The organism is Halopseudomonas laoshanensis (genome assembly GCF_008365385.1).
GTDB lineage: Bacteria > Pseudomonadota > Gammaproteobacteria > Pseudomonadales > Pseudomonadaceae > Halopseudomonas > Halopseudomonas laoshanensis.
In genome coordinates this window covers 96,164-121,161 of sequence record NZ_QOVF01000002.1, presented here as the reverse complement: position 1 = coordinate 121,161, position 24,998 = coordinate 96,164, and the positions used below count along the sequence as shown (strand labels likewise).

The following is a 24,998-nucleotide window of genomic DNA, read 5'->3' as shown; positions in this document are numbered from 1 at the left end:
TCCCGCCTGCGAAGCCGGTGCCACGTGCAGCCGGGCAAGCCCCTTGCTGGACACGCCGTGAACCCATCCCTGGGGGCTCATCCGCGCCCGTCCAGGGCGCGGACGGTCCAGCAAGGGGCTTGCCCGGCTTCCCGGTAGAGTGCCGTAGCAAACACCTAGACCTTAAAGCCTTAAACCTCAGCTAAATACCGGCTTACGCTTCTCCATAAATGCCGTCAGCGCTTCCCGCGCTTCAGGGCCCTTGAGCAAGCTGGCGAAATATTCGCCCTCGCGCTCCATCACCTCATCGGCAACGCTAGTGACACCCTGCTTGATCAACTGCTTGCTCAAACGAATGGAGCTCGGCGGCAGTTCAGCAATACGCAGCGCGGCCGCGCGTGCAGCCTCCAACACGGGCTGGCCAGCCGGCAACGCGTGGTTGGCCAGTCCGATTTCGGCGGCCCGCTGGCCGCTGATCATTTCGCCCAAGAGCAATAGCTCTGCGGCGCGCAAATGCCCGAGCAGGCGCGGCAGCAGGAAGCTGGAGCCCGCCTCCGGGCACAGGCCCAGATTTACAAAAGGCATTTTCAGCTTGGCATCTTCGGCCACGTAGACCAGGTCGCAATGCAGCAGCATGGTCGTGCCGACGCCCACAGCAGGACCATTGACGGCGGCAATCAGCGGCTTGCTCGCGTGGCAGATGGCCTTGAGGAAGTCGTACACCGGGCTGTTCGGCCCGGACGGTGGCACATTGATAAAGTCGCTGACGTCATTGCCACTGGTGAAACAGCTTTCGCTGCCCTGAATGATCACCGCGCGCAGGCCGTCATCATTCTGGGCGCTGGCGATAGCTTCGGCCATGGCGCTATACATATCGCGGGTCAGGGCATTCTTTTTGTCCGCGCGGTTCATGGTCAGGGTCAGAACAGCGTCGCTGCGGTCGATCAGCAGGTGTTGGCTCACGGATGGCTCCTGGAAACAGTAATAAAGGTGCCGCCAGGTTATTACGGGCGGCTGATAAAGGCTTCGTCGAGGATCTGGCGGCCGGGCAGGCCAGCCATGAAAAGTGGCTTGCGCAGTTGCTCGACAAAAGCAGGCTGCCCGCAGAGTAATGCCAGGGTCTTGCGCGAGGCAAGACGCAGTTGCGTCAAATCCGACGCCAGTTCGGCGTGGGTACGCAAGTGCAGGCTGAGTTGTGAATGCTGATCGGCCAGTTCAGACAGGGCATCGGCCAGGTAGCATTGCGCCTGCGACCTCGACCAGTGCCAGAGCGTTATGGGCGCTTCATGGCCGGCCTGCAGCGCATCCCGGGCAATGGCCTGCAGCGGCGCCAGCCCTGTGCCACTGCCGAGCAGCAGCAGGGGTGTTTCCTGCCAGCCTGGGTCGTAATGAAAGTGACCTGCGGCTGCGCCCATGTAGAGCGTGTCTCCGGTTTTGCGTTCACGGATGGCATTGGAGAAAGCCCCGTGGGGATGTAATCGCAGGTGGAACTCCAGATCCCCCTCACCGGGCAGACTGGCGATGGAGTAAGGCCGGGCGAGGGTAGCATCCAGCCACAACACCATGTGCTGCCCGGCGCGAAAGCGCAGCGGCCGTTCGGGGGTCACACGCAGCAGCAGTATGTCATCAGCCAGGTAACGCATGTCACTAATGCGCGCGGGCAGGTCATCCGTCGCCGGATTGTGCAGGCTGATATGCATGTCCTGCTGCAGCTGACACTGACACGCCAATAACCAACCCTTCGACTGTTGCTCCGCGTTCAGCTGAGCCTGGGCCGCACTGGGTACTTCATCTGGTCTGGCCTGCACCAGGCAGCTCTGGCACTGCCCGGAGCGGCAGGACCAAGGTACTTTGTGTCCGTGCTCCAGCAGCACATCAAGCAGGTTGCTACCGGGTTGGGCCGCAATCGTCTGCGCCCCCACCGGGGTGCCGGCCACCGGACTGCCGGCCACCGGAGTGCCGGCCACATAAATCTCAGGCATACGCCGCCTCGTGGGTCTCCGAACGGTTGCGTCCGGCTTCCTTGGCACGATACAGCGCTTCATCGGCTTGGTGAATACGTGCTTCCAGATCCTGCTCGGCGGCAATCAGGCAGAGCCCGGCGGAAAAGGTGCAGTGTTCTCCCTCAGGAAGGCCTTCAAACTGGGTGTTGGCGAAGGCGTTGCGCAGGCGATCCACGCACTGGTGCAGGGTTGCCAGGTCGGCGTTATTCAACAGCAGAATAAACTCCTCGCCGCCAAAACGGGCGATCATGTCCTGATCCCTCAGGCTCTTGCTTGCCAGTCTGGCGAAGCCCTGCAGGACTTCGTCACCGGTAGCATGACCGTGGCAGTCATTGATCCGCTTGAAGTTGTCCAGGTCGATCAATGCAATGCCCAGCTTGTTCAGTGGGCCTAGCAGATTGATGCGCCGTTGCGCTTCCTTGAGGAAAAAGCGCCGGTTGGTCAGGCCGGTGAGGCTGTCGGTATCGGCCAGGTTCTGCAACTGACCCATCATGCCCTTGAGTGTTTCCTGATGCAGCTGCAGGGTGTTGTGCCGCCGTTGCAGGCGTTCGCGCAGCTCGCGGATATAGGTACAGAAAAAGCTCAGCCAGGCCAGAAAGCACGCCAGTACAAACCACTCAAGCATATGCACGCTTAACGGCTGAGTGCTGCGCTCGGCCAGGGTGTTGTAGACAATCAATCCGCTGTAGAGCAGCAGGGCCAGACCGGCGTGGTAAAAGAAGGCAGAGCGCGAAAGTTGGAACACACCAAACAGCAGGATGATCGGGTAGACCATGATCAGGCTGCCACGGAATTCGCCTGAGAAGGCCAACAGGTAGGTCAACAGCAACATGGCAATGATGATCTGCGGGCTAGTCAGGCTGGGATCCTTGAAGCGCAGATTCAGGCCACTTTTCAGTATGGCGAAAATGCCTAGCTGCAATACCACGCCAAGGACCACATGACTGGCGGCCTGGGGCGCGCTGGCATTGTATTGCCCGGCCATCCAGGCCGCGCCGATCACCACGTAAGTGATCAGGTAATTCAGCTGCGCCAGGTAAAATCGCTGCAGGCGGATAGCCTGAAACTTGGCTGTGTTGTCATCCTTGTCGGTCACGCTATGCCCTTCCTAATCAATGATGGCACTTTGACGTCAATTTATCCCCGCGGGCTCTATTTGCATAGCCCTTATTCGCACAGTCCTTTATATGGCTCTTTTGTCATTGATTAAACAAAGCTATGGGCGGAGGACTGCCGTCAGTCCGAAGCTAAGGTATACTCCAGCACCCTGATCGTCATGGCGCTTTGTGCATTCTGCGCCGCCGATATCCGTGAAGCTGGCAGCGCTGCATTGAGCACTCTTGAGCGTCTAGCCAAACCGCACCCGAAGAGGAGCCTGGCCGAGCATGACCGCAATCAAGCAAGACGACCTTATCCAGAGCGTGGCTGACGCGCTGCAATATATTTCCTACTACCATCCCGTGGATTTTATCCAGGCTGTGCATGAAGCCTACCTGCGTGAAGAGTCGCCCGCGGCCCGGGATGCGATGGCGCAGATTCTGATCAACTCGCGTATGTGCGCGACCGGCCATCGGCCAATCTGCCAGGACACTGGCATCGTCACCATCTTCGTCAAGATCGGCATGAATGTGCGTTGGGATGACGCGACCATGAGCCTGGACGACATGATCAACCAGGGCGTGCGCCAAGCTTACAACCTGCCGGAGAACGTGCTGCGGGCCTCGATCCTGGCCGACCCGGCCGGCAAGCGCACCAACACCAAGGACAACACCCCGGCGGTGATTCACTACCAGATGGTCCCTGGCGATACCGTCGAGTTCCATGTGGCGGCCAAGGGTGGCGGGTCCGAGAATAAATCGAAGATGGTCATGCTCAATCCGTCCGACTCGATCGTCGATTGGGTAGTCAAGACCGTGCCGACCATGGGCGCCGGCTGGTGTCCGCCGGGCATGCTCGGTATTGGTATTGGCGGTACCGCCGAGAAGGCGGCGGTGCTGGCCAAGGAATCGCTGATGGACTCCATCGACATCCACGAGCTACGCAAGCGCGGCCCACAGAACCGCGTGGAAGAACTGCGTCTGGAGATCATGGACAAGGTCAACGCGCTGGGCATTGGTGCTCAGGGCCTGGGCGGCCTGACTACGGTTTTGGATATCAAGATCAAGGATTACCCGACCCACGCCGCCAGCCTGCCGGTGTGCATGATCCCCAACTGCGCAGCAACCCGCCATGCGCATTTCACCCTGAATGGCAGCGGCCCGGCAATTCTGACGCCGCCACCCATGGACGCCTACCCGGACATCACCTGGGAAGTGGGTACTGGTGTGCGCCGGGTCAATCTGGATACTCTTACCCCTGCCGACGTGCTGGAGTGGAAGACCGGTGAAACCGTATTGCTGTCCGGCAAGATGCTCACCGGCCGCGATGCCGCGCACAAGCGCATGGTCGAGATGCTGAATAACGGCGAGCAACTGCCGGTGGATCTCAAAGGCCGCTTTATCTATTACGTTGGCCCGGTTGATCCAGTACGCGACGAAGTGGTCGGGCCAGCCGGTCCGACCACGGCAACGCGGATGGACAAGTTCACCCGGCAGATTCTTGATCAGACTGGCCTGCTGGGCATGATCGGCAAATCCGAGCGCGGCCCGATTGCGATCGAGGCGATCAAGGATTACAAGGCGGTCTATCTGATGGCCGTCGGCGGTGCCGCATACCTGGTGGCTCAGGCAATCAAGAAAGCCGAGGTGCTGGCCTTCCCGGAAATGGGTATGGAAGCGATCTACGAGTTCGAGGTGAAGGATATGCCCGTGACCGTGGCCGTTGATACCAAGGGCGAGTCCGTGCACATCACCGGCCCGGCGATCTGGCAGAAGAAGATTGCCGACAGCTTGGCGGTGGAAGTGGATTAACCAATCACTTCTGCTTTGAGCGTTGCGACATAGAAAAATCCCGGCCTGTGCCGGGATTTTTTATTGCGGGTTCAAGGCTGAAGTTACTGAGCCTTGGCCACTTGCCGCCAGTGATGCAACAGCGGTTCGGTATAACCGCTGGGCTGTTCCAGGCCTTTGAATACCAGGTCCAACGCCGCCTGATAGGCTACCGAGGCTTTGTAGTCGGTCGCCATGGGGCTGTATTCCGGATCGCCGGCATTCTGCTTATCGACTACCTTGGCCATGCGCTGGAAGGTCTCGGTCACCTGGGTTTCGCTGACTACACCGTGGTGCAACCAGTTGGCCATGTGCTGGCTGGAAATCCGCAGGGTTGCGCGGTCTTCCATCAGGCCGACGTTGTTGATGTCCGGCACCTTGGAGCAACCAATGCCCTGGTTAACCCAGCGTACGACATAGCCAAGAATACCCTGAGCGTTGTTGTCCAGTTCCTGTTGCTTGTCGCTCTCGCTCCAATTGGGCTCGGCGGCCAGGGGCGCGGTTAGCAGGCCGTTCAGTAACTTCTCCTGCTCGTCCTTCAGCGAGATGCTTTCCATGCCCTGCTGCACTTCCTGAACGCTAACCTGGTGGTAATGCAGCGCGTGCAGAACCGCAGCGGTCGGGGAGGGAACCCAAGCGGTGTTGGCACCGGCCTTGGGATGACCGATCTTCTGTTCGAGCATCGCTGCCATCAGGTCTGGCATGGCCCACATGCCCTTGCCGATCTGCGCCTTGCCGCGCAACCCGCAAGTCAGGCCGACCAATACGTTATTGCGCTCGTACGCCTGAATCCACTCGGTGGTTTTCATATCGCCCTTGCGCAGTACCGGACCGCCCTGCATCACGCTGTGCATCTCGTCACCGGTGCGGTCGAGGAAGCCGGTGTTGATAAAGGCGACTCGCGAGCTGGCCGCGGCGATACAGGCTTTCAGGTTGACCGAGGTGCGACGCTCTTCGTCCATGATGCCCATTTTCAGGGTGTTCTGCTGCAGGCCAAGCAGTTGCTCAACACGGCCAAACAGCTCGCTCGCAAAGGCGACTTCATCCGGGCCATGCATTTTCGGCTTGACGATATACATGCTGCCCGTGCGCGAGTTGCCCTTGCGCTGTAGATCGTGGATGGCGATCAGGCTGGTGCAGACCGCATCCAGAATACCTTCGGGAATCTCGCTACCGTCTTTCAACAGGATCCCCGGGTTGGTCATCAGGTGGCCGACGTTACGGATGAATAGCAGCGAGCGGCCGTGCAGGGTCAGGCCCTTGCCGTCGGCGGTGCTGTACTCGCGGTCCGGGTTGAGCTTGCGGACGATGGTCTTGCCGCCCTTGTCCATCTGCTCTTCCAGATCACCCTTCATCAGGCCGAGCCAGTTGCTGTAGACGACGATCTTGTCTTCGGCATCTACGGCAGCTATGGAGTCTTCACAGTCCATGATGGTGGAGACCGCCGCCTCCATCAGCAGATCCTTGACGCCAGCGGCATCGGTCTGGCCAATCGGATGACTGGGGTCGATCTGGATTTCAAAGTGCAGGCCGTTGTGCAGAAACAGCAGCGCATCCGGCTGGGCCGGATTGCCTTGATAGCCAACAAACAACTCAGCCGACTGCAGGCCGGTCTGCTCGCCCGATTGCAGGGTGACCTGCAACTGGCCATTTTCCACACGGTAGGCCTGGGCCTGGGTGTGATCGCCCTGCTGCAGCGGAATAGTGTCGTTCAAGAACTTGCGGGCAAAGGCAATGACCTTGTCGCCACGTACCGGGTTGTAGCCGTGGCCGCGCTCGGCGCCATTCTCGTCGGAGATCGCGTCGGTGCCGTACAGTGCGTCGTACAGGCTACCCCAGCGGGCATTGGCAGCGTTCAGTGCATAGCGGCCGTTCATCACCGGTACCACCAGTTGCGGGCCGGCCTGCTGGGTCAGCTCGCTATCGGTATTGGCAGTGCTGATGCGGAAATCGTCCGGTACGGCTTTCAGGTAGCCGATCGAGGTCAGAAACTCGCGGTAGGCGGGCATGTCCTTGATCGGGCCGGGATGGGCTTGATGCCACTGGTCCAGCTCAATCTGCAGGCGGTCGCGCTCGGCCAGCAGCGCGCGGTTTTTCGGCGCCAGGTCGTGCACCAGTTGGCTAAAGCCGGACCAGAAGGCACCCGCATCCAGGCCGGTGCCCGGCAGTGCGTTCTGCTCGATAAAACGGTGCAGGGCGCTATCAATCTGCAGGCCCTGGATTTCAACACGTTGTGTCATAAGACAATTCTCCGGGGTTTAGAACGTGGTTTAGAGCGCGGCGATACCGGCTTTGGCAACCTGCGCATCCTGGTCTGGCTTGACGCCGGAAACACCAATGGCAGCAACTACCTGGCCGTCCACTTTCAAAGGCACGCCGCCTTCCAGCAGGCCGGTAATTTCCGGTGCAGACAGGAACGCGGTACGGCCGCCATTGATCATGGCTTCGAACTCGCTGGTCTCGCGACGACCCAGTGCGGCGCTACGGGCTTTTTGCGGAGCGATATAGGCAGCAACTGGCGCGCAACCGTCCATGCGACGCATCGCCAGCAGGTGGCCGCCGTCATCGACCACGGCTACGGTGACTTTCCAACCATTCTTGTCGGCTTCAGCGAAGGCAGCATCGATCATGCTATTGGCTTCGTCGAGGGTCAGTACGGATTTGCTCAGCATTGTCTATCTCCAGTATTCAGGTGAGTGCGTCTTCGACCACTTCGATCCAATGGCGCACGGGGGTTCTGTCTGCCGAGCCCAGATGGGTCTGACAGCCGATGTTGGCGGTGACGATGGTGTCTGGCTTGCCGGCTTCCAGCGCGTTCATGCGGTTATCCCGCAGCTGCTTGGCGAGCACCGGCTGGGTGATCGAGTAGCTGCCGGCCGAGCCGCAGCACAGGTGGCCGTCGGCAACGAAGGTCAGGCTGAAACCGAGTTTTTTCAGGATCGGCTCCACGCGGCCACCAAGCTTTTGCGCATGCTGCAGGGTGCAGGGGCAATGAAAGGCCAGGCGCTGGCTGGTCTTGACCTGCAAGGGTTGCAGATCTTCCCGTTCCAGCACCTGCACCAGATCCAGCGCCAGGGCGCTGACTTTCACGGCTTTTTCCGCGTAGGCAGGATCGTCCTTGAGCAGGTGGGCGTATTCCTTGATAAAGGCGCCACAACCGCTGGCGGTCTGCACTATGGCTTCGGCGCCGTTTTCAATCGCAGGCCACCAGGCGTCAATATTGTTCCGGGCGCGGTCCAGGCCGGCCTGTTGCGCGTCCAGGTGATAGTCCAGGGCGCCACAACAGCCGGCTTCGCTGATCGGCTGGAGTGAAATACCCAGACGATCCAGCACGCGCGCGGCAGCGGCGTTGGTATTCGGCGACAGGCCGGCCTGGGCGCAGCCTTCCAGAATCAGCACCTGGCGTGCATGTTTAGCTGTCGGGCGCGGTTTGGCCGGGGTGATCTGGCCGGGAATTTTGTCTTTCAACGCAGTTGGCATAAAGGGCCGCACCATCTGCCCGGCTTTTAAAAGAGTCTTGAAGGTGCCGGCGTTGGGCACCACGGTACGCAGTGCCGAACGCAATACGCGCTCTTGTAGCGGCCGTTCGATTTCACCGGCCATGGCTTCACGGCCGATATCCAGCAGCGTGTGATATTCCACGCCGGAGGGGCAGGTGGTCTCGCAGTTGCGGCAGCTCAGGCACTGGTCCAGGTGAATCTGGGTTTCGCGGGTGGTTTCTTCGCCTTCAAGGAAGGCCTTGATCAGATAAATACGACCCCGCGGGCCATCGCGCTCGTCACCCAGCAACTGATAGGTCGGGCAGGTAGCATTACAGAAACCGCAATGCACGCAGGAGCGCAGAATGCTTTCCGCCTCTTCGGCGCGCGGCAGCTTGCGCGCCTTCTCGGTTAAATTCGTCTGCATGGTTAAATCTCCAGTCTCAAAGCGTGGCCTGAGTTAAATGGCTGCATAGCTGCGCCCCGGGTTGAATATCCCCTGTGGGTCCAGCTGCGCTTTAAGCCGGCGATGATAGTGCTCAAGCAGCGGGGCCAGCGGCTGAAACGGCGTGTCGGTGATGCCCGCGGTATAGCAGGTGGCATGGCCGCCATGCTGGGCGGCGAGCGCCTGTATATCCATGCCGGAGGCGTCACTCTTCAGCCAGCGCTGGCTGCCGCCCCAGTCCAGCAATGCATCGCCGGACAGATCAACCTCTGGAGTGACCGCCGGTAGCGACAGGCGCCACAGCGGGCGTGGGTCCTGGAAGAACGGCAGTTGCTGTTCGTTCAGTTGGGTCCAGAATTCGGGATCCAGCTCCTCACCGCCAATCCGATCCGCAGCGGAGCGTACCGAGCCGATACCGCCCTCCAGCCGCAGACGCAGTTGCCCGTCGATATGGCAGGCGGCGGTAATCGGAATCGGCTGCTGGCCCCATTCGGCCAACTTCAACAGCGCCTTTTCCACCGACAGGTCGAGGCTCAAATGGTGGGTACATACCGGCTTGGGTAGCACTTTCATCGATACTTCTGTAAGCACGCCGAGCAGGCCATGGCTGCCGGCGATCAAGCGAGACAGATCGTAACCGGCGACGTTCTTCATCACCTCGCCACCAAAGCGCATCAGCTTGCCGTGCCCGGTGATCACCTTGGTGCCCAGTACGAAATCACGTACCGAGCCGGACCAGGGCCGGCGCGGGCCGGAGAGGCCGGCCGCGACCATGCCGCCCACGGTGGCTGCACCGCCGAAAACAGGGGGTTCGCAAGGCAGCATTTGGCCCTGTTGATCCAGAGCTTCCAGCAGTTCTACCAGCGGCGTACCGCTGCGCACCGTAACCACCAGTTCAGTCGGGTCGTAATTGACGATGCCGCTGTGCTGGCGCGTATCGAGCACCTGCCCGGTCACAGGCCGGCCAAGAAAAGCCTTGCTGTTGGCGCCTTGAATGGCCAACGGCGTTTTACTCCGCAGGGCATCCAGCACCTGCTGCTGCAATTGCAGTTCTGCGGCAGAGGCGGGGCGCTCACCGGGGCGGGCCGAATGGGTGTGGGTCGCTGTCATCAGAAACGCTCCAGCTCAGGGAAAGGCAGCTTTCCATTATGAATATGCATGGCTCCGAATTCGGCGCAGCGGTTCAGGGTCGGGATGTTCTTGCCCGGGTTGAGCAGGCCGTCGGGATCAAAGGCAGCCTTCACCGCGAAGAATGTCAGCAGCTCGTCATCGTTGAACTGCGAACACATCTGATTGATCTTCTCGCGGCCCACCCCATGCTCACCGGTGATGGACCCACCCACGGCAACGCAAAGCTCAAGAATCTTGCCGCCGATAGCTTCGGCGCGCTCGAGTTCACCGGGCTTGTTGGCATCAAACAGGATCAGCGGGTGCATATTGCCGTCTCCGGCGTGGAAAACGTTGGCCACCCGCAGATCGTATTCCACCGACAGATCAGCAATGCCCTGCAGCACGCGGGGCAGTTCGCGGCGGGGGATGGTGCCGTCCATGCAGTAATAGTCCGGGGAAATACGGCCCACAGCGGGGAAGGCGTTCTTGCGACCGGCCCAGAACAGTGCGCGCTCGGCATCGTCCTTGGCCAGGCTGATGGCAGTGGCGCCGCTGTTTTCCAGCACGGCGCGCACGCGCTCGCATTCATCGTTGACATCGGCTTCGACGCCATCGAGTTCGCACAGCAGAATCGCCTTGGCATCCACCGGGTAGCCGGCGTGGATAAAATCCTCCGCGGCCTGAATGGCCAGGCTGTCCATCATTTCCAATCCGCCGGGGATGATGCCGGCAGAGATGATGTCACCCACGGCCTTGCCGGCCTTGCCCACGTCATCAAAGCTGGCCATCAACACCTTGGCCACTTGCGGGCGCGGCAGCAGCTTGACCGTCACTTCAACGACGATACCGAGCATGCCTTCGGAGCCGGTGAACAGCGCCATCAGATCAAAGCCTGCACTATCCAGTGCGTCGGAGCCGAGCGTCATGCGCTCGCCTTCAACGGTAATGATTTCCAGCTTCAGCAGGTTGTGCACGGTCAGGCCGTATTTCAGGCAATGCACACCGCCAGCGTTCTCGGCCACGTTGCCGCCGATCGAGCAGGCAATTTGCGAGGATGGATCCGGTGCGTAATAGAGCTGATAAGGCGCTGCGGCTTCCGAGATCGCCAGGTTGCGCACGCCGGGTTGTACCCGGGCGAAGCGGCCCTCGGGATTGATCTCCAGAATCGTTTTCAGCCGTGCCAGCACCAGCAGCACGCCGCCTTCCAGTGGCAATGCGCCGCCGGACAAGCCAGTGCCTGCGCCGCGTGCAACCACAGGAACCTTGCGTTGGTGGCAGATTTTCATGAATGCCTGAACCTGGTCGACGGTGTCGGGAATCACCACCAGCATCGGCAGAATCCGGTAGGCAGCCAGACCGTCGCACTCGAAGGGCTGCAGATCTTCGCGCTCGTGCAGCAGCGTCATGTCCGGCAGCGTTTGCTGTAGCTCTTCGATCAGCGCCGTTCTGTCCACTGGGGGCAGGGGGCCGTCGAGCTTTTCGTCATAAAGAAGGTTCATCGGGTGTCACCTGTTGTATAGATGCTGGCCAAGGACAGGGAAATGGCCTGAATAGTGGGGTCATGGTGGCTGGGCGTCCAGTATAAAACCTGCTGGTAGGACCAGTTTTTTGATTGCCTAAAACCGATTTATTGGCTGTATGCGAGCTATATCGGGTCTGTAAAATTTGTAGTGGCTTTGTTATCAGCCTAGCTCTAATCTGGTAGGACCAGTAATTAAAACAAGGTTCTGCTTTATGGTTGATACTGCTCCCGAACGGCGCCAAGTGGGTGATGTGGTGGCTGATCGCATTGAAAAGCTGATTGCTGAAGGCGTGTTGAAGATGGGCCAGGTGTTGCCTTCGGAACGGCTGCAATGCGAAAAGCTGGGTATTTCCCGTAGTGCGCTGCGTGAAGGGCTGAAGGTATTGCGCGGCAGGGGGCTGATCAGGACGGATCAAGGGCGTGGGTCCTACGTGGCCAGCTTGATGGGCAATCGCGACGAAACGCCGATGATGCATCTGTTCAATAACCATCCAAGAACGCTGTTTGATCTGCTGGAAGTGCGAGCGTTGCTGGAGGGCGAGTCGGCCAGGCTGGCTGCATTGCGCGGTACTGACGCGGATTTTGTGCTGATCCAGCGGCGTTACGATGAAATGGTCGCAGCCCATGAGAGTGGATCGGTAAAGGACCCGGAAACCTTGGCGCGTCTGGACCATGCCTTTCATCTGGCCATCTGTGATGCGTCGCATAACCCGGTGCTGGTGCATACGTTGCAATCCTTAACCAGTTTGCTGCTAAGTTCGGTGTTTGCTTCGGTCAAGAACCTCTACCACCGTCCAGTCCATAAGCGCCAACTCGATCGTCAGCACTCGCGTCTATATCACGCGGTGATGGAGCGTTTGCCGATCCAGGCCAAGCGCGCGGCCATGGATCACATCCAGAGCATTCGCGATAATCTGCACGATATTGAAAACGAAGAACAACGACTGGAGCGGGCTACCATGCGGCTGGAGGGTTGGCACTGACCGGGTGGCTATAGCGCTGCCAGCCCGGTCAGTATTGCCACCACCTTACGCTTAGCTTAATTGCCGGTGGTGGTGAGGCCCGCTGCAGACAACGGGTCGCTGACACCAAAGACGTGAATTGCCAGCATGGTCAAAATGCCTGCCGCCGTTACATAGTAGATGGTGGGCAGGATCGTTTTGCGCAAGGTAATGCCTTCGCGTCCGAGCAAGCCGACCGTCGCCGAAGCAGCTACTACGTTATGAATGGCGATCATATTGCCCGCTGCCGCACCGACCGACTGCGCCGCTACAATCAAGGCACCCGAAACGCCCAGTAGCTCAGCCGTATTGAACTGGAACTGCGAGAGCATCAGGTTGGAGGCGGTGTTGGAACCAGCGATAAAGGCGCCCAACGCACCGACCATTGGCGCGAACAGCGGGTAGACACTACCTACCGATGACGCAACCGCTTCGGCCATGGCCACTGGCATGGACGGCAGGTCGGACATGTTTACGCCGGAGTTGATCAGAATACGCACCATCGGAATGGTGAAGATCAGCACAAAGCCAGCGCCAATGATGGTGTTGGTGGACTCGCCGAAGGCGCGCTTCATCTCGCTGAAAGACATGCGATGCATGAAATAGGTCAGGATGACCACCATCACCAGAATGCCGCCTGGCAGGTAGAGGGGTTCCAGGCTGGCGGACAGGCCGGCTTCACCCATGATGTCGGTAAAGCGCAGGCTGATCGAGTTCAACGCAGCCTTGGCGGTGGCGTTGGTGCGTGAGAACACCAGCAGTGCCGCGAGCAGTACATAGGGCAACCAGGCCATCCAGATAGCGACGGGGCGCTTGCCGGCGACGTCATCCAGTTTCATCTGGATGCTGCCCATCCACTCGGCTGGCCAATCTTTCGGATCGGCGAAATCCCAGCTTTCCTTGGGAATCAGGAAGCCGGCCTTGGCCGCCGGTACCACGATTGCCAAGCCCACCAGGCCGCCGATCATGGAGGGGAATTCCGGACCGAGGAACACGCCCGCCATGACATAGGGAATGACAAAGGCTAGCGCGGCAAAGATCGCAAATGGTGCGATTTGCAGGCCTTCCGACCAGGATTTGTTCTTGCCGAAAAAGCGCACCATGACCATTACCATGAACAACGGCATGAGAATACCGATGATGCCGTGCATGATGGCTACTTCAGATACGATCAACTGGAAGAAGCTGTCCCAGTTGGCGCCCGTATTGGCTAGCTGTGAGCCAATGGCAACCTGATCCAGGCCGCCACCAACGCCCACTACCATGGGTGTGCCGACAGCGCCGAAGGATACCGGAGTGGACTGCACCATCATTCCCACCACAACAGCAGCCACGGCCGGGAAGCCGAGTGCAACCATCAGCGGCGCAGCGACTGCGGCAGGCGTACCAAAGCCGGAGGCGCCTTCAATGAAGCAACCAAACAGCCAGGTAACGATGATCGCCTGTACCCGGCGGTCAGGGCTGATGCCGGAGAAGCCTTTACGAATGGCCAGGATGCCGCCGGAATGTTTGAGCGTGTTCAGCAGCAGAATCGCGCCAAAGATAATCCACAGAATGGATGCGGTGAGCACCAATCCCTGTAGGCTGGAAGCGATTACGCGGACCACGGTCATATCCCAGGCAAGCAGGGCAATAATGACGGTGACAACAAAGACGACTGGCATTGCATGTTTCGCCGGCCAACGGAACCCGATCAACAGGATACCCGCCAGAACCAGAGGAAAAAATGCGAGCAGAGACAAGAGCGTTTGACTCATCTGGATTTCCCTTATTTTTGTTATGAGAAGCGCGCATTCAGGTGCAGCGCCGTGCAGTGACCGCTAGATACTGCTACCGCCAAACAGGCAGGTCTAGCCGTTATCAGAGTGGTAGGACCAGTTATTTTTCCGCGCCCATGGGCAGGATGCGTTAAATCGCTTCAAGTTCAGCGGGTTATAAATACATTAAAGGGTTCTTGAGGTGTCTTTCTAACTGGTCATACCAGTTAATAAGCGAGGCTTTTCGGCAGGGAAAATGATGTAAGAGGCGAGAGCGGTAGGGAATGGCTTGCGTCCAGATGAAAGCGCAAGCCATGGCTGCGAGGCTCCGAGCTTCGTGATCGAAGCTCAGAGTACGAATGGCAGTCTTGACAGTTCAGACAAGCCGCTCGCCAACATGCAGCAACTTCATCGAGTTGGTGCCGCCCCGAGAGTTGTAGACATCCCCTTTGGTCAGAATGACCCAGTCACCCGCCTGCACATGCCCGCGGTCCAGCAGGGTGTTGACCGCTGCCTGGTTGACGTCGCTGGAGGTGATTTCCACCGGATTGAACTGGATGCCTTGCACGCCGCGGAACATGGCGACCCGGCCCAACGTCTCGGCATTGGGAGACAATGCAAAAATCGGTAAATGGGAGCGAATGCGCGACATGATCAGCGGCGTGTAACCGCTCTCGGTGAGGCTGATGATCGCCGTCACGCCGGGAAAGTGGTTGCCGGTATACATGGCCGCCAGCGCGATGCTCTCGTCGCAGCGTTCGAACTCCTGACCCAAACGGTGTCCAGAGTTCTGGCTGGTTGGGTGCTTCTCCGCTCCGCGACACACGCGGTCCATGGCTTGCACCGCTTCCACCGGAAACGAGCCTGCGGCGGTTTCCGCCGAGAGCATGACAGCATCGGTATAATCCAGCGCGGCGTTGGCCACGTCCGAGACTTCGGCACGGGTAGGCAGCGGGCTGCTGATCATCGATTCCATCATCTGCGTCGCGGTGATCACCACCTTGTTCTGCTTGCGTGCACGGCTGATGATCAGCTTCTGGATCCCGACCAGTTCCGCATCGCCGATCTCTACACCCAGGTCGCCGCGGGCGACCATGACCGCATCGCTAGCGAGAATCAGACCGTCCAGCGTCGCCTGATCGGCCACCGCTTCGGCGCGCTCGATCTTGGCCACCAACCAGGCGTTGGATTCGGAGTCCTTCAACAGCTTGCGCGCCAGATGCATGTCAGCGGCGTCGCGTGGGAAAGACACCGCGACGTATTCCATCTGCAGCTCGGCAGCCACAGTGATGTCGAACCGGTCCTTGTCCGTCAGCGCCGCAGCCGATAACCCACCGCCGCGGCGGTTGATGCCTTTGTGGTTGGACAGCGGTCCGCCGGCGGTCACAGTACAACGCACTTCATCCTTGCCGACGCTATCCACCCGCAGCACCACGCGGCCGTCATCGAGCAGCAGCTCGTCGCCGGCGCGGCAATCATTGACCAGCTCCGGATAATCGATCCCGACAATGTCGGCATTGCCATCGTCCAGCGGATGGCTGGTAGAAAGCCGGAAGTGATCACCAACCTCCAGTTGGATCTTGCCTTCGGTAAAGCGCGCGATGCGAATTTTTGGACCCTGCAGATCGCCGAGCAGTGCAACATGGGTGCCCTTGTCGCGGGCGATCTCACGCACCAGACGTGCACGTTCGCGGTGCTCATCGGCGGTGCCATGGGAAAAGTTCAAGCGAGCGACGTTCATCCCGGCATCGATCAGCGCGGCAATGCGCTCAGGGCTGGAGGTGGCGGGTCCGAGGGTGGCAACAATTTTGGTGCGACGCAGAGTCATGGCAGATCCATAGGTCATTGATACGTTGATATAGGTCGTTTGCGCTGATGTGGGCATAACAATAGATCATAAACGAGTACCATGACAGGCTGTATTCAGCTGCTCGATTAGCATATTGAGCATGTCATCAGGCACTTTAGGGTCATACTTTAAAGGCGTCGTTTCACCTTTAGTCGAGGTAAAGATCATGCATCCGGGGCTGGTCGAAGTTACCGAACGGCTGCGCTTACGCAGCCAGACAAGTCGCGCCGCCTACCTGCAGCAGATGGCTGACGCGGGCGATTTACCGCGGGGTCGACGCATGCTCTCCTGCGGCAATCTGGCCCATGGCATGGCGGCCTGCCAACCTACCGACAAGGACCGGCTGCGTATGATGGACGAGGTCAATGTCGGTATGGTCACGGCCTACAACGACATGCTCTCGGCACATCAGCCCTATGAGCGCTTTCCCGAAAAGATTCGTCAGGCCTTGCGCGCCTTTGGTGCCACCGGTCAGGTGGCCGGAGGAGTGCCGGCCATGTGTGACGGCGTGACCCAGGGCGAGCCGGGTATGGAGCTGTCACTGGTCAGCCGCGATGTGATCGCAATGGGGACCGCGGTGGCGCTATCGCACAATATGTTCGATGCGGCCCTGTGCCTGGGCGTATGCGACAAGATCGTACCCGGCCTGTTGATGGGCGCGCTGCGCTTTGGTCATCTGCCGGTGGTGTTTGTGCCCGCCGGACCCATGCCCTCGGGCCTGCCGAATGCCGAGAAGGCCGCGGTGCGCGAACGTTTTGCCGAAGGCAAGGCGACACGCGAAGAGCTGCTGCAGGCCGAAAGCGAGTCTTATCACAGCGCTGGTACCTGCACCTTTTACGGCACGGCCAATACCAATCAAATTCTGCTTGAGGCGATGGGGCTGCAATTGCCTGGAGCCTCTTTCGTACAGCCCAATACCCCGTTGCGCGATGCGTTGACGGTTTACGCGGCCGAACAGGCAGCCCGCCTGGCCAGAGCCGGGCAGGGCAGCATGGCGTCGATCCTCGACGAAAAAGCGCTGATCAACGCGCTGGTGTTGCTACTGGCAACCGGCGGATCAACCAACCTTACCTTGCATCTGGTGGCCATCGGCCAATGTGCCGGGCTGCAGCTGCGCTGGGAAGATATGGCTGACCTTTCCAATATAGTCCCGAGCATTGCGCGGATGTATCCCAATGGAAAGGCCGATATAAACCAGTTTCACGCCGCCGGTGGCACTGCATGGCTGTTTGCCCAGTTGCTGGAGGCCGGCTTGCTGCACGAGGACGTAGTCACCATCGCCGGTCCTGGCCTGCGTCGGTACACCGCCGAGCCGGTATTGGAGCAGGGCAAGCTGGTCTGGCGTGACGGGCCGCAGCGAAGCCTGGATGAGAGCATTCTGCGTACGTGGCGACAGCCGTTTTCTCCAGAGGGTGGCCTGCGGATTGTCGAAGGCAATCTGGGCCGTGGGGTGATCAAGGTATCGGCGGTCGCGCCCGCACACCGCAAGGTGCGGGCGGCCTGCCGCCTGTTTGAAAGCCAGGAGGCCTTTGTGCAGGCTTTTAAGGCGGGCGAACTGGAGTGCGATCTGGTGGCGGTAGTCCGTTTCCAGGGCCCGGCGGCCAATGGCATGCCCGAGCTGCACAAACTCACGCCCTACCTTAGCCTGCTGCAGGACCGCGGTTTTCAAGTGGCACTGGTCACCGACGGCCGCATGTCCGGCGCCTCCGGCAAAGTGCCGGCGGTGATTCACCTGTGCCCGGAAGCAGCTGCGGGTGGCCCGCTGGCCCGCTTGCGCGATGGCGACTGGGTCAGCGTGGACGCGGAGGCTGGTACCTTGCAGGTCGATCTGGATGCCGCTGCCCTCGAGGCTCGACCGCCAGTCAGCCCCAGTGAACCGGTGCGCCGGGGTTGGGGGCGCGAGTTGTTCGGATTCATGCGCACCGCCGCCAGCCCCGCGGAGCTGGGTGGTAGCTGCTTTACCGAGTCTTTGGCGATTGCCGATCAGGCCGATCAATCATGAGCCTATCCACTCTTGCCGCCGCACGGGGCCTGCCCTTGCACCAAGCCAGCAGCGCTGCCGAGCAGGCGCAACAACTGGCTGAACGGGTAGCAGGGGCTTTGAACCGCGCCCTGAGCACGTCGGCTACGGCGAGCCTTGCCCTGTCCGGAGGCCGCAGCCCCGAAGCCTTCTTGCGCCAGCTGGATCGCCAGCCTGTGAACTGGAGCCGAATACGCCTCACCCTGGTGGATGAGCGCTGGGTGCCGGACACGCATGCCGACAGCAATGCCGGGCTGGTCAGACGCTGTATGCCCACGGCATTGCGCAGTGCGACCTGGTATGGGCTTTATCAGGGTGGTGCGCCGCAGCGGCCGCCTGAAAGTGATGCCCAGGCGGCCAGCGCCTTTCTCCAGGCCTGGCTGCCTCTGGATGTAGTGGTGTTGGGTATGGGCACGGATGGGCATTGTGCGTCACTCTTCCCTGAGCAGCCTGGGCTGGAAGCACGGCTGGCACGGAACGCGTTGACTGTGTGCGAGGCGGTACCTGGACCGCAGCAGGCCCCACGGCTGACGCTGACCGGAGCAGCCTTGCGCACAGCACGCTTGCAACTCCTGGCCATCTCCGGCGAGGATAAATGCCAGCGCCTCTGTGACGCTTTTGACGGGCCGGCGACGCGATGGCCGGTGGCCGCCTTTCTGGCGCCGCCCCTGGAGATTTTTTACAGCCCCGAAGGCTGAAAGGACGTACATGAGTCTGTTAGAAAACACCCAACGCCTGGACGCTATTTTTGCCAAGGCGCCGCTGCTGCCGGTCATCAGCATCCAGCGTGAAGCAGATATTCTGCCGCTGGCGGATGCGCTCGCTGCGGGGGGAATTACCACGCTGGAGATCACTTTGCGCACGGCGCTGGGCATGTCCGCGATTGCGCTTTTGCGCCGCGAGCGGCCGGCGTTGTGTGTGGGTGCGGGCACGGTACTGGATGGCCGTCAGTTTCAGTCGGTGCTGGACGCCGGGGCGCAGTTTATTGTCACCCCCGGATGTACCGATGAATTGCTGACGCTGGGCCTGGAAAGCCCGGTGCCGTTGCTTCCCGGTATTGCCACCGCTTCGGAAATTCTCATGGGTTACCGCTTCGGCTATCGCCGCTTCAAACTGTTTCCTGCCGAGGTGTGCGGCGGCATTCAGGCGCTTCGATCGTTTTCAGGCCCGTTTGCCGGGGTACGCTTTTGCCCCACCGGGGGAATTCGTCAGGACAGCCTGGTTGATTACCTGGCGCTGGATAATGTCATGGGTGTGGGTGGCACCTGGATGGCGCCGCGCGCGGCCGTCGAGGCGGCTGATTGGCAAACCATCAGCCGCCTCAGCGCCGCCTCGGTCGCGCTACTGCAGAAGCGCTAGTACGATCAGGCCAATCAAGGCGGGCTGGGATCGACGAAGCCCTCTGGTTTGATTACCAGGATGTCGCAAGCACAGTCATCCAATAATCGCTCAGCGGTGTGCCCGAGCAGGGCGCTGTCCAGTCTTGAGCGCGAGATGGCGCCCATGATCAGCAGGTTGATGCCGTGCTGCTCGACAAACACCGGAATTGCTTCCTCGGGGTAGCCCTGCAACAAATGCCGGGCGCTGTCGGCTATGTCGTTACTGCCGGCCAGACTATTGAAGGCGCTGGAGTGACGCTCGCGCACATCATGGGCATACGAGTCGTAGTCGTGGATTACGCTGGCGTCGAACACCAGGGTCCGCGGCAGCGGGTTATAGCAATGCAACAGATGCAGTTCGGCTCCAACCTGCTCTGCCATCGAGCGTCCGCAAGCAATCAATTTCAGATCCAGAGCCGCTGGTTTATCGGCCTCGTGTAGCGGGTCGACACTCACCGCGAGTTTTGTCAGGCGGTCCCCGGCGGTTTTCACCAGCCATACCGGCACCTCGCAATGGCGGATTAGATCCCAGTCGCTATTGCTTAGCAGCAGGCGCTTGATCAGGTTGTGATGGTGGGTGGTCTTCAGTACCAGATCCGGCTTGAACTGCCGAACGGCATTGAGGATCTGCCAGGATAGACGCTTACCCCATGCCACCTCGGTGGTCACTTCGAAGCCCTTGTCACGCAGTGGTTGCGCCAGATGTTCCAGGCTTGAGCGTCGGTGCGTCAGGAGCGAGGTGCGGGCCTTCTCCAAACCGGCAGACTCAAAGAAAACCCCGCCTTCCAGCGCTGAATTGAACTCGCACATGAATAGCGTCAAACGCGTCTGCGGATGCTCGGCTGCCAATTGCACGGCGCGCTCCAGGCACGGCTGTCGATCTTCACTTGTCGGATCTATCACTACCAGCATATGTTGCATGTTCATACTTGCCTCCAGGCCGTGACGGCGTCGAGCGCGCCCGGCTGATTCGGTTACAGCACCCTGTCATCTACAAGATAGAACATGCGGGCTATTCGGAACCTGACCTGGGTCAAATTAGCCCTTCCTATTGGTAATGGGCGGTGAAGCTCAGTTGTGGCTTTCACTTCAGAAAGCCAGGCTGCTGCCGATATTGATGGGCATAACCACTCAGGTAACCGATATGAAAGCTATAGGTATGCTGGCGTTGCTGGCGGGTTTGGCCGGCTGCGCTGCTCAGAATCATGACGCCGACATCAACAATGCCTACCAGGCTTATGCGCGCGATAACTGTCAACAGGTGTACTTGCATCTGTCTAGCGCCGAACGGCGCTCACGCTACCGTGCGCCGCAACGCCAGCCAGAGGTATCATTGCTGCGTGGTCTGTGTCTGGAGCGCCAGGCACTGTATCTGGATGCGGCCAATACCTACCTGTTTTTGCAGGCGCATTACCCACATAGCGAATATAGCTACCGGGCAGCCGCGCGTCTGGAAACGCTGCGTCAGCTCGGATATTACCAGCCAAGCCAAGACTGACAGCGCTCGGATCGGACCCGCGATGCTCGGCAGTGGCCTATGGCCGCCTGGCTGGGCTATTCTAGTTGTAGCAGACCACGCCTCTTATTAAGGACGATAGCCCATGCGTTGGTTCCCGGTAATCTGGTTGTTGGCGTCGTTGGCGGGGCATGCCCATGCCGAGATTTATCGCTGGGTAGACGACCAGGGAAGAGTACATTTCTCGCAGCGGCCGCAGCCTGGCTCTGAGGTGGTAGTGGTCAAACCGCAGGTCATCGAGCGGGATGCGCAGACGCGCCAGAGCGAAGAAAATCTGCGCCGGATAATGGAAGTCAGACAGACCGAGCGCGATGAGGAAAAGGCTCTGCGCCTGGAACAGCGCAAGCGCCAGCAACTCGAATGCGACCGCATGGGCAAGCAATTGGCACAGTTTGACAGGCGAATGTACTGGTATGAAGAGGACGCCAGCGGTAAAAAGGTAGAAGTTGACACGCGGCGCGTCCAAGAGCGCCGAGCCGAGATTCAGGCAATGATAAGGGAGCGATGCTGACATGCTACCCAACACTCCGAGTGGCGCTGCTCTCAAAGATCAGCGCTGCATCGCCCGGCATCAGCTGGGCGGCTTCCTGCAGGTCTACAACCGGCACACCGGGAAATCGATTGGCTATTTGGGCAATATCTCCAAGCAAGGCATCATGCTGATCAGCAGCCTGCCGATCATGCTCGGCGCCTCCTACGAACTCCAGCTCAAGTTACCCTCATCCACTGACGCAGAAGCCGAACTGGTCGATTTTAGCGCCCGCAGTCACTGGTGCCGTCCAGATGCCTCCCCGGGTAACTACGATAGCGGTTTCAGTATAACCAGCAACCAGCAGGCGTTCGCCGACCTCGCACGTGCATTGGAGCGCTACTTCAGTTTTCACCACTCGGTAGATGTCTGACGCCAGCCATTGGGTTACCCTGCGCCTTTGACCAAGGCTATGGACAGGGGCGATAACCATGAGCAACACCTTCTTCTGGTACGACTTCGAGGCTACCGGCATCGACCCGCGGCGGGATCGCCCGTTGCAGGTTGCCGGCGTACGCACCGACGAAGATCTGAACGAGATCGGCGAGCCGCTGTGCATCGATTGCCGCCTGCCTGAAGATGTTCTACCCCATCCCATGGCCTGTCTGATCACCGGTATCGGCCCTGAGCGAGCTAGCCAGGGTTTGCCCGAGGCGGCGTTTATCGGTCAATTGCATGCGCAGATGGCCGAGCCGGGTACTTGCAGTGTCGGCTATAACAGCTTGCGTTATGACGATGAAATGACCCGCTTTACCCTGTATCGCAATTACCATGATCCCTACGCACGTGAATGGCAGGGCGGCAACAGCCGCTGGGATCTGCTCGACGCCCTGCGCGCAGCACACGCGCTACGACCAGATGGCATTGAGTGGCCGCAACAGGATGGCTTCACCAGCCTGCGCCTGGAGCTGCTGACGCAGGCTAACGGTATAGATCATGGGCAAGCGCACGATGCTCTGGCGGATGTGCGCGCGACCATCGCCATGGCTCGATGTTTGAAGCGTGCACAGCCGAGATTGTTCGATTACCTGCTCGATCTGCGCAGCAAACAACGGGTCACCGCCCTGGTCGACTTGCAACAGGTAAGGCCACTGGTACATGTCTCGGGCCGCTTCGGCCGCGAACGTCAGGGCCTGGCGCTGGTGTTGCCGCTGGGCTGGCATCCGCAAAACAAGAACGCGTTGATCGTCTGGGATCTGGCCGCGGACCCTGCGATGCTGATGGATATGACTGCGGAGCAATTGCGCGAGCGGCTGTATACCCGCCGGGAAGATCTGCCCGAGGGCGAGCAGCGTCCCGGCCTGAAGCTGGTACATATCAATAAATGCCCGGTCCTGGCGGATACCAAAGTGCTGCGCGCCGACGATATTCAACGTCTGCAATTGGACATGCCGACCCTGCTGGCGAATGCCGAGAAACTCGGCGTTTGGCGCTCGACAGGGCAATCCAAACTGCAGGCCATCTATGCCGCACAAACGGTCGCCGAACCGATCCAGGCGGATCCCGAATTGCAGTTATATGAGGGCTTTATCGGCGACGCGGACCGGCGAATACTGCCATTGATTCGGGAAGCGGACGGCCCTATGCTGGCCAAAACCCAATGGCCGCTACGCGATCAGCGGCTGGTGGATATGCTGCTGCGCTACCGTGCGCGCAACTTTCCTGCGAGTTTGAATGAAGCCGAGCAGGCGCAATGGCAAGCGTACTGCAGAGGTCGTATGAGCGGCGAGGTGGCGGGTGCGCCGGTCACGCTGGAAGCTTTCCTGCAAGCCGCAGAAGAGGCGCTTACGCACTGCATTGACCCTGGGCAGCACGCCCTGCTGGGTAGCTGGAAGGAGTTCGCCCTGGCGCGCTGCAATGCCTTGGGTGTGAATGCGCCGAGTGGGATGGAAGGTTAGTCCAGATAGCAAAAGCCCCCGGCCATTGCTGGTCGGGGGCTTTCAGTGCCGAAAAAAATCAGCGGGGGAGATCAGCCAAGAATAGTGACCCAGGACTCGACCGTGTCAGCACCGTATTTCTCTTTCCAGGCTTTCAGCTCTTTGTGATTGCCACCTTTGGTTTCAATCACTTCGCCAGTCTTCGGGTTCTTGTACTGCTTGACCTTGCGAGCACGCTTTACGCCACCTGAAGTTTTGCTGCTCTTGCCGCCCTGGCTGAGTTTATTGTCCGGATCGAGAATGGCAACAACGTCTTTCAGCGATTTGTTGTACTGCGCCATAAGCGCGCGTACTTTTTCCTCAAACTCAATTTCCTGCTTGAGCTTCGTGTCGTTGGACAGGGAGTTCATGCGGTCGGTAAGTTCACGAATGGTGTGTTGGAGATTGCGATATTCTTGTAAAGAGGACATGTAAAGTTACCTTCTTGAGCGCGGTTGAGCGTTTAAAATTGACTCACTAATAATAGGTCAACCACCAACTTAATACAATATGTAAGTTATTTGTCTATGTGTGCAAAACCATAATACAAGCCGGCCCAGTGTGTAACTTGTTCTTAATAACTAACATTAATTAGACGACACAGTGACTTGAGATCTGCTGGTATTGTCAGCGGGAACAGATAGAATGTGCGTCTTTGCCACGGGCCTGGCCCGCACGTCCGGAGTGTCTGTTATGCGTACCTTTCGTTTGGTCATCGCTTGCCCTGACCGGGTAGGGATCGTTGCCAAGGTCAGTAATGTACTGGCAACTTATAATGGCTGGATCACCGAGGCCAACCACCATTCAGACAATCTGTCCGGATGGTTCTTTATGCGCCATGAAATAAAAGCCAACTCTCTGCCTTTTGATCTCGAAGGTTTACGCACCGCGTTCACACCGATTGCCAACGAGTTTGAAATGGACTGGCATGTCAGTGACTCCGGAATACGCAAGAAAGTGGTACTTATGGCTAGCAGGGAGTCCCACTGCCTTGCTGATTTACTGCACCGTTGGCACAGCGGGGAACTGGATTGCGATATAACCAGTGTCATTTCCAATCACGATGATTTGCGCAGTATGGTCGAATGGCACGGCATCCCTTTTTATCACGTGCCGGTAGACCCACAGAATAAAGTTCCAGCATTTAACGAGGTCGCCAGACTGATTGATGCACAACAGGCGGACTGTGTGGTTCTGGCCCGTTACATGCAAATATTGCCGCCTGAACTGTGCAGGCGTTTCGCCAATCGCGTGATTAATATTCATCATAGTTTCCTGCCGTCCTTTGTCGGCGCCAGGCCCTACCATCAAGCGGCCCAACGTGGGGTCAAGTTGATTGGTGCGACCTGCCACTACGTCACCGATGAGTTGGACGCCGGCCCGATTATTGAGCAGGACGTGGTGCGCATTAGCCACCGGCACAATGCTGACGATATGGTCCGGCTCGGGAAAGATGTGGAAAAAATGGTACTTTCCCGCGGTTTGCGCTATCACTTGGAAGACAGGGTGCTGGTTCACGATAACAAGACGGTGGTTTTCGGCTGACCGGTGCCATGCGGACGAACA

Annotated in this window: 22 protein-coding genes; 10 read left to right on the top strand and 12 right to left on the bottom strand. The window is 59.4% G+C overall.

Annotated features, from left to right (window positions below; translation table 11 throughout):
• Positions 1 to 177: 177 nt before the first annotated feature.
• The 3 genes from DT594_RS07125 to DT594_RS07115 are packed head-to-tail and all read right to left on the bottom strand — an operon-like array spanning position 178 to position 3,078.
• Positions 178 to 942 (bottom strand): enoyl-CoA hydratase, encoded by a 765-nt coding sequence (locus tag DT594_RS07125; protein WP_149332060.1) that lies wholly within the window; start codon positions 940 to 942, stop codon positions 178 to 180.
• 41 nt (positions 943 to 983) lie between these two features.
• Positions 984 to 1,961: a 2Fe-2S iron-sulfur cluster-binding protein gene (locus DT594_RS07120; protein WP_149332059.1), complete on the bottom strand. Its 978-nt coding sequence runs from the start codon at positions 1,959 to 1,961 to the stop codon at positions 984 to 986.
• Positions 1,954 to 3,078: a GGDEF domain-containing protein gene (locus tag DT594_RS07115; protein WP_149332058.1), complete on the bottom strand. Its 1,125-nt coding sequence runs from the start codon at positions 3,076 to 3,078 to the stop codon at positions 1,954 to 1,956. The genes DT594_RS07120 and DT594_RS07115 overlap by 8 nt, the downstream gene beginning before the upstream one ends.
• A 289-nt stretch (positions 3,079 to 3,367) precedes the next feature.
• Here DT594_RS07115 and DT594_RS07110 point away from each other — a divergent pair, with 289 nt between their 5' ends.
• Positions 3,368 to 4,891 (top strand): fumarate hydratase, encoded by a 1,524-nt coding sequence (locus DT594_RS07110; RefSeq protein WP_149332057.1) that lies wholly within the window; start codon positions 3,368 to 3,370, stop codon positions 4,889 to 4,891.
• Between the two features lie 83 nt (positions 4,892 to 4,974).
• On the opposite strand, the gene DT594_RS07105 is transcribed toward DT594_RS07110, so the two are convergent.
• Genes DT594_RS07105 through glcD form a run of 5 tightly spaced genes read right to left on the bottom strand, consistent with a single transcriptional unit; the run spans position 4,975 to position 11,442 of the window.
• Complete coding sequence (locus DT594_RS07105; protein ID WP_149332056.1) at positions 4,975 to 7,149, bottom strand: malate synthase G; 2,175 nt, start codon at positions 7,147 to 7,149, stop codon at positions 4,975 to 4,977.
• Between the two features lie 30 nt (positions 7,150 to 7,179).
• Entirely contained in the window at positions 7,180 to 7,581 is a 402-nt protein-coding gene (locus tag DT594_RS07100; RefSeq protein WP_149332055.1) for a GlcG/HbpS family heme-binding protein, read from the bottom strand.
• Positions 7,582 to 7,597: 16 nt separating this feature from the next.
• Entirely contained in the window at positions 7,598 to 8,815 is a 1,218-nt protein-coding gene (glcF, locus tag DT594_RS07095) for a glycolate oxidase subunit GlcF (RefSeq protein WP_149332054.1), read from the bottom strand.
• 33 nt (positions 8,816 to 8,848) lie between these two features.
• The gene (glcE, locus tag DT594_RS07090; protein WP_149332053.1) at positions 8,849 to 9,943 is read right to left on the bottom strand and encodes a glycolate oxidase subunit GlcE; all 1,095 of its coding nucleotides are present in this window, start codon (positions 9,941 to 9,943) and stop codon (positions 8,849 to 8,851) included.
• On the bottom strand, positions 9,943 to 11,442 hold the full coding sequence (gene glcD, locus DT594_RS07085) for a glycolate oxidase subunit GlcD (RefSeq protein ID WP_149332052.1): 1,500 nt from the start codon (positions 11,440 to 11,442) through the stop codon (positions 9,943 to 9,945). The genes glcE and glcD overlap by 1 nt, the downstream gene beginning before the upstream one ends.
• A 235-nt stretch (positions 11,443 to 11,677) precedes the next feature.
• Between glcD and glcC the strand changes: the two genes are divergently transcribed.
• Positions 11,678 to 12,448, top strand: coding sequence for a transcriptional regulator GlcC (gene glcC / locus DT594_RS07080; protein WP_149332051.1), 771 nt, complete (start codon positions 11,678 to 11,680; stop codon positions 12,446 to 12,448).
• A 56-nt stretch (positions 12,449 to 12,504) separates the two neighbouring features.
• Here glcC and DT594_RS07075 read toward each other — a convergent pair whose 3' ends face one another.
• Positions 12,505 to 14,223 (bottom strand): L-lactate permease, encoded by a 1,719-nt coding sequence (locus tag DT594_RS07075; RefSeq protein ID WP_149332050.1) that lies wholly within the window; start codon positions 14,221 to 14,223, stop codon positions 12,505 to 12,507.
• Between the two features lie 376 nt (positions 14,224 to 14,599).
• Positions 14,600 to 16,051, bottom strand: coding sequence for a pyruvate kinase (gene pyk / locus DT594_RS07070; protein ID WP_149332049.1), 1,452 nt, complete (start codon positions 16,049 to 16,051; stop codon positions 14,600 to 14,602).
• 187 nt (positions 16,052 to 16,238) lie between these two features.
• Here pyk and edd point away from each other — a divergent pair, with 187 nt between their 5' ends.
• Genes edd through DT594_RS07055 form a run of 3 tightly spaced genes read left to right on the top strand, consistent with a single transcriptional unit; the run spans position 16,239 to position 19,451 of the window.
• Positions 16,239 to 18,074 (top strand): phosphogluconate dehydratase, encoded by a 1,836-nt coding sequence (gene edd, locus DT594_RS07065; protein WP_149332048.1) that lies wholly within the window; start codon positions 16,239 to 16,241, stop codon positions 18,072 to 18,074.
• A complete protein-coding gene (gene pgl, locus DT594_RS07060; protein WP_149332047.1) occupies positions 18,071 to 18,790 on the top strand; it encodes a 6-phosphogluconolactonase in 720 nt (239 codons plus the stop codon). The genes edd and pgl overlap by 4 nt, the downstream gene beginning before the upstream one ends.
• A 10-nt stretch (positions 18,791 to 18,800) precedes the next feature.
• The gene (locus tag DT594_RS07055) at positions 18,801 to 19,451 is read left to right on the top strand and encodes a bifunctional 4-hydroxy-2-oxoglutarate aldolase/2-dehydro-3-deoxy-phosphogluconate aldolase (protein ID WP_149332046.1); all 651 of its coding nucleotides are present in this window, start codon (positions 18,801 to 18,803) and stop codon (positions 19,449 to 19,451) included.
• A gap of 14 nt (positions 19,452 to 19,465) precedes the next feature.
• Here DT594_RS07055 and DT594_RS07050 read toward each other — a convergent pair whose 3' ends face one another.
• The gene (locus DT594_RS07050; protein WP_149332045.1) at positions 19,466 to 20,398 is read right to left on the bottom strand and encodes a universal stress protein; all 933 of its coding nucleotides are present in this window, start codon (positions 20,396 to 20,398) and stop codon (positions 19,466 to 19,468) included.
• Between the two features lie 232 nt (positions 20,399 to 20,630).
• Here DT594_RS07050 and DT594_RS07045 point away from each other — a divergent pair, with 232 nt between their 5' ends.
• The 4 genes from DT594_RS07045 (at position 20,631) to sbcB (ending at position 23,414) form a co-directional block, all read left to right on the top strand.
• Entirely contained in the window at positions 20,631 to 20,969 is a 339-nt protein-coding gene (locus DT594_RS07045; protein WP_425460537.1) for a tetratricopeptide repeat protein, read from the top strand.
• A 103-nt stretch (positions 20,970 to 21,072) separates the two neighbouring features.
• On the top strand, positions 21,073 to 21,498 hold the full coding sequence (locus DT594_RS07040) for a DUF4124 domain-containing protein (RefSeq protein ID WP_149332043.1): 426 nt from the start codon (positions 21,073 to 21,075) through the stop codon (positions 21,496 to 21,498).
• Position 21,499: 1 nt separating this feature from the next.
• Complete coding sequence (locus DT594_RS07035) at positions 21,500 to 21,889, top strand: PilZ domain-containing protein (protein WP_149332042.1); 390 nt, start codon at positions 21,500 to 21,502, stop codon at positions 21,887 to 21,889.
• A 58-nt stretch (positions 21,890 to 21,947) separates the two neighbouring features.
• Positions 21,948 to 23,414, top strand: coding sequence for an exodeoxyribonuclease I (gene sbcB, locus DT594_RS07030; protein ID WP_149332041.1), 1,467 nt, complete (start codon positions 21,948 to 21,950; stop codon positions 23,412 to 23,414).
• 71 nt (positions 23,415 to 23,485) lie between these two features.
• Here the strand turns inward: sbcB and mvaT are convergent, their stop codons facing one another.
• On the bottom strand, positions 23,486 to 23,863 hold the full coding sequence (gene mvaT, locus DT594_RS07025) for a histone-like nucleoid-structuring protein MvaT (protein ID WP_096348215.1): 378 nt from the start codon (positions 23,861 to 23,863) through the stop codon (positions 23,486 to 23,488).
• Positions 23,864 to 24,125: 262 nt separating this feature from the next.
• Between mvaT and purU the strand changes: the two genes are divergently transcribed.
• Positions 24,126 to 24,977 (top strand): formyltetrahydrofolate deformylase, encoded by an 852-nt coding sequence (purU, locus tag DT594_RS07020; RefSeq protein ID WP_149332627.1) that lies wholly within the window; start codon positions 24,126 to 24,128, stop codon positions 24,975 to 24,977.
• The last annotated feature ends 21 nt before the right edge of the window (positions 24,978 to 24,998 follow it).

Excerpts from the sequence above, each read along its gene's own strand:
- pyk (WP_149332049.1), bottom strand. The coding sequence starts at position 16,051 with ATGACTCTGCGTCGCACCAAAATTGTTGCCACCCTCGGACCCGCCACC.
- DT594_RS07045 (WP_425460537.1), top strand. The coding sequence starts at position 20,631 with ATGCTGGCGTTGCTGGCGGGTTTGGCCGGCTGCGCTGCTCAGAATCAT.
- DT594_RS07120 (WP_149332059.1), bottom strand. The coding sequence starts at position 1,961 with ATGCCTGAGATTTATGTGGCCGGCACTCCGGTGGCCGGCAGTCCGGTG.
- glcF (WP_149332054.1), bottom strand. The coding sequence starts at position 8,815 with ATGCAGACGAATTTAACCGAGAAGGCGCGCAAGCTGCCGCGCGCCGAA.
- DT594_RS07075 (WP_149332050.1), bottom strand. The coding sequence starts at position 14,223 with ATGAGTCAAACGCTCTTGTCTCTGCTCGCATTTTTTCCTCTGGTTCTG.
- pgl (WP_149332047.1), top strand. The coding sequence starts at position 18,071 with ATGAGCCTATCCACTCTTGCCGCCGCACGGGGCCTGCCCTTGCACCAA.
- glcE (WP_149332053.1), bottom strand. The coding sequence starts at position 9,943 with ATGACAGCGACCCACACCCATTCGGCCCGCCCCGGTGAGCGCCCCGCC.
- DT594_RS07110 (WP_149332057.1), top strand. The coding sequence starts at position 3,368 with ATGACCGCAATCAAGCAAGACGACCTTATCCAGAGCGTGGCTGACGCG.
- DT594_RS07050 (WP_149332045.1), bottom strand. The coding sequence starts at position 20,398 with ATGAACATGCAACATATGCTGGTAGTGATAGATCCGACAAGTGAAGAT.
- DT594_RS07040 (WP_149332043.1), top strand. The coding sequence starts at position 21,073 with ATGCGTTGGTTCCCGGTAATCTGGTTGTTGGCGTCGTTGGCGGGGCAT.
- mvaT (WP_096348215.1), bottom strand. The coding sequence starts at position 23,863 with ATGTCCTCTTTACAAGAATATCGCAATCTCCAACACACCATTCGTGAA.
- DT594_RS07100 (WP_149332055.1), bottom strand. The coding sequence starts at position 7,581 with ATGCTGAGCAAATCCGTACTGACCCTCGACGAAGCCAATAGCATGATC.
- edd (WP_149332048.1), top strand. The coding sequence starts at position 16,239 with ATGCATCCGGGGCTGGTCGAAGTTACCGAACGGCTGCGCTTACGCAGC.
- glcC (WP_149332051.1), top strand. The coding sequence starts at position 11,678 with ATGGTTGATACTGCTCCCGAACGGCGCCAAGTGGGTGATGTGGTGGCT.
- DT594_RS07105 (WP_149332056.1), bottom strand. The coding sequence starts at position 7,149 with ATGACACAACGTGTTGAAATCCAGGGCCTGCAGATTGATAGCGCCCTG.
- sbcB (WP_149332041.1), top strand. The coding sequence starts at position 21,948 with ATGAGCAACACCTTCTTCTGGTACGACTTCGAGGCTACCGGCATCGAC.
- DT594_RS07035 (WP_149332042.1), top strand. The coding sequence starts at position 21,500 with ATGCTACCCAACACTCCGAGTGGCGCTGCTCTCAAAGATCAGCGCTGC.
- glcD (WP_149332052.1), bottom strand. The coding sequence starts at position 11,442 with ATGAACCTTCTTTATGACGAAAAGCTCGACGGCCCCCTGCCCCCAGTG.
- DT594_RS07055 (WP_149332046.1), top strand. The coding sequence starts at position 18,801 with ATGAGTCTGTTAGAAAACACCCAACGCCTGGACGCTATTTTTGCCAAG.
- purU (WP_149332627.1), top strand. The coding sequence starts at position 24,126 with ATGCGTACCTTTCGTTTGGTCATCGCTTGCCCTGACCGGGTAGGGATC.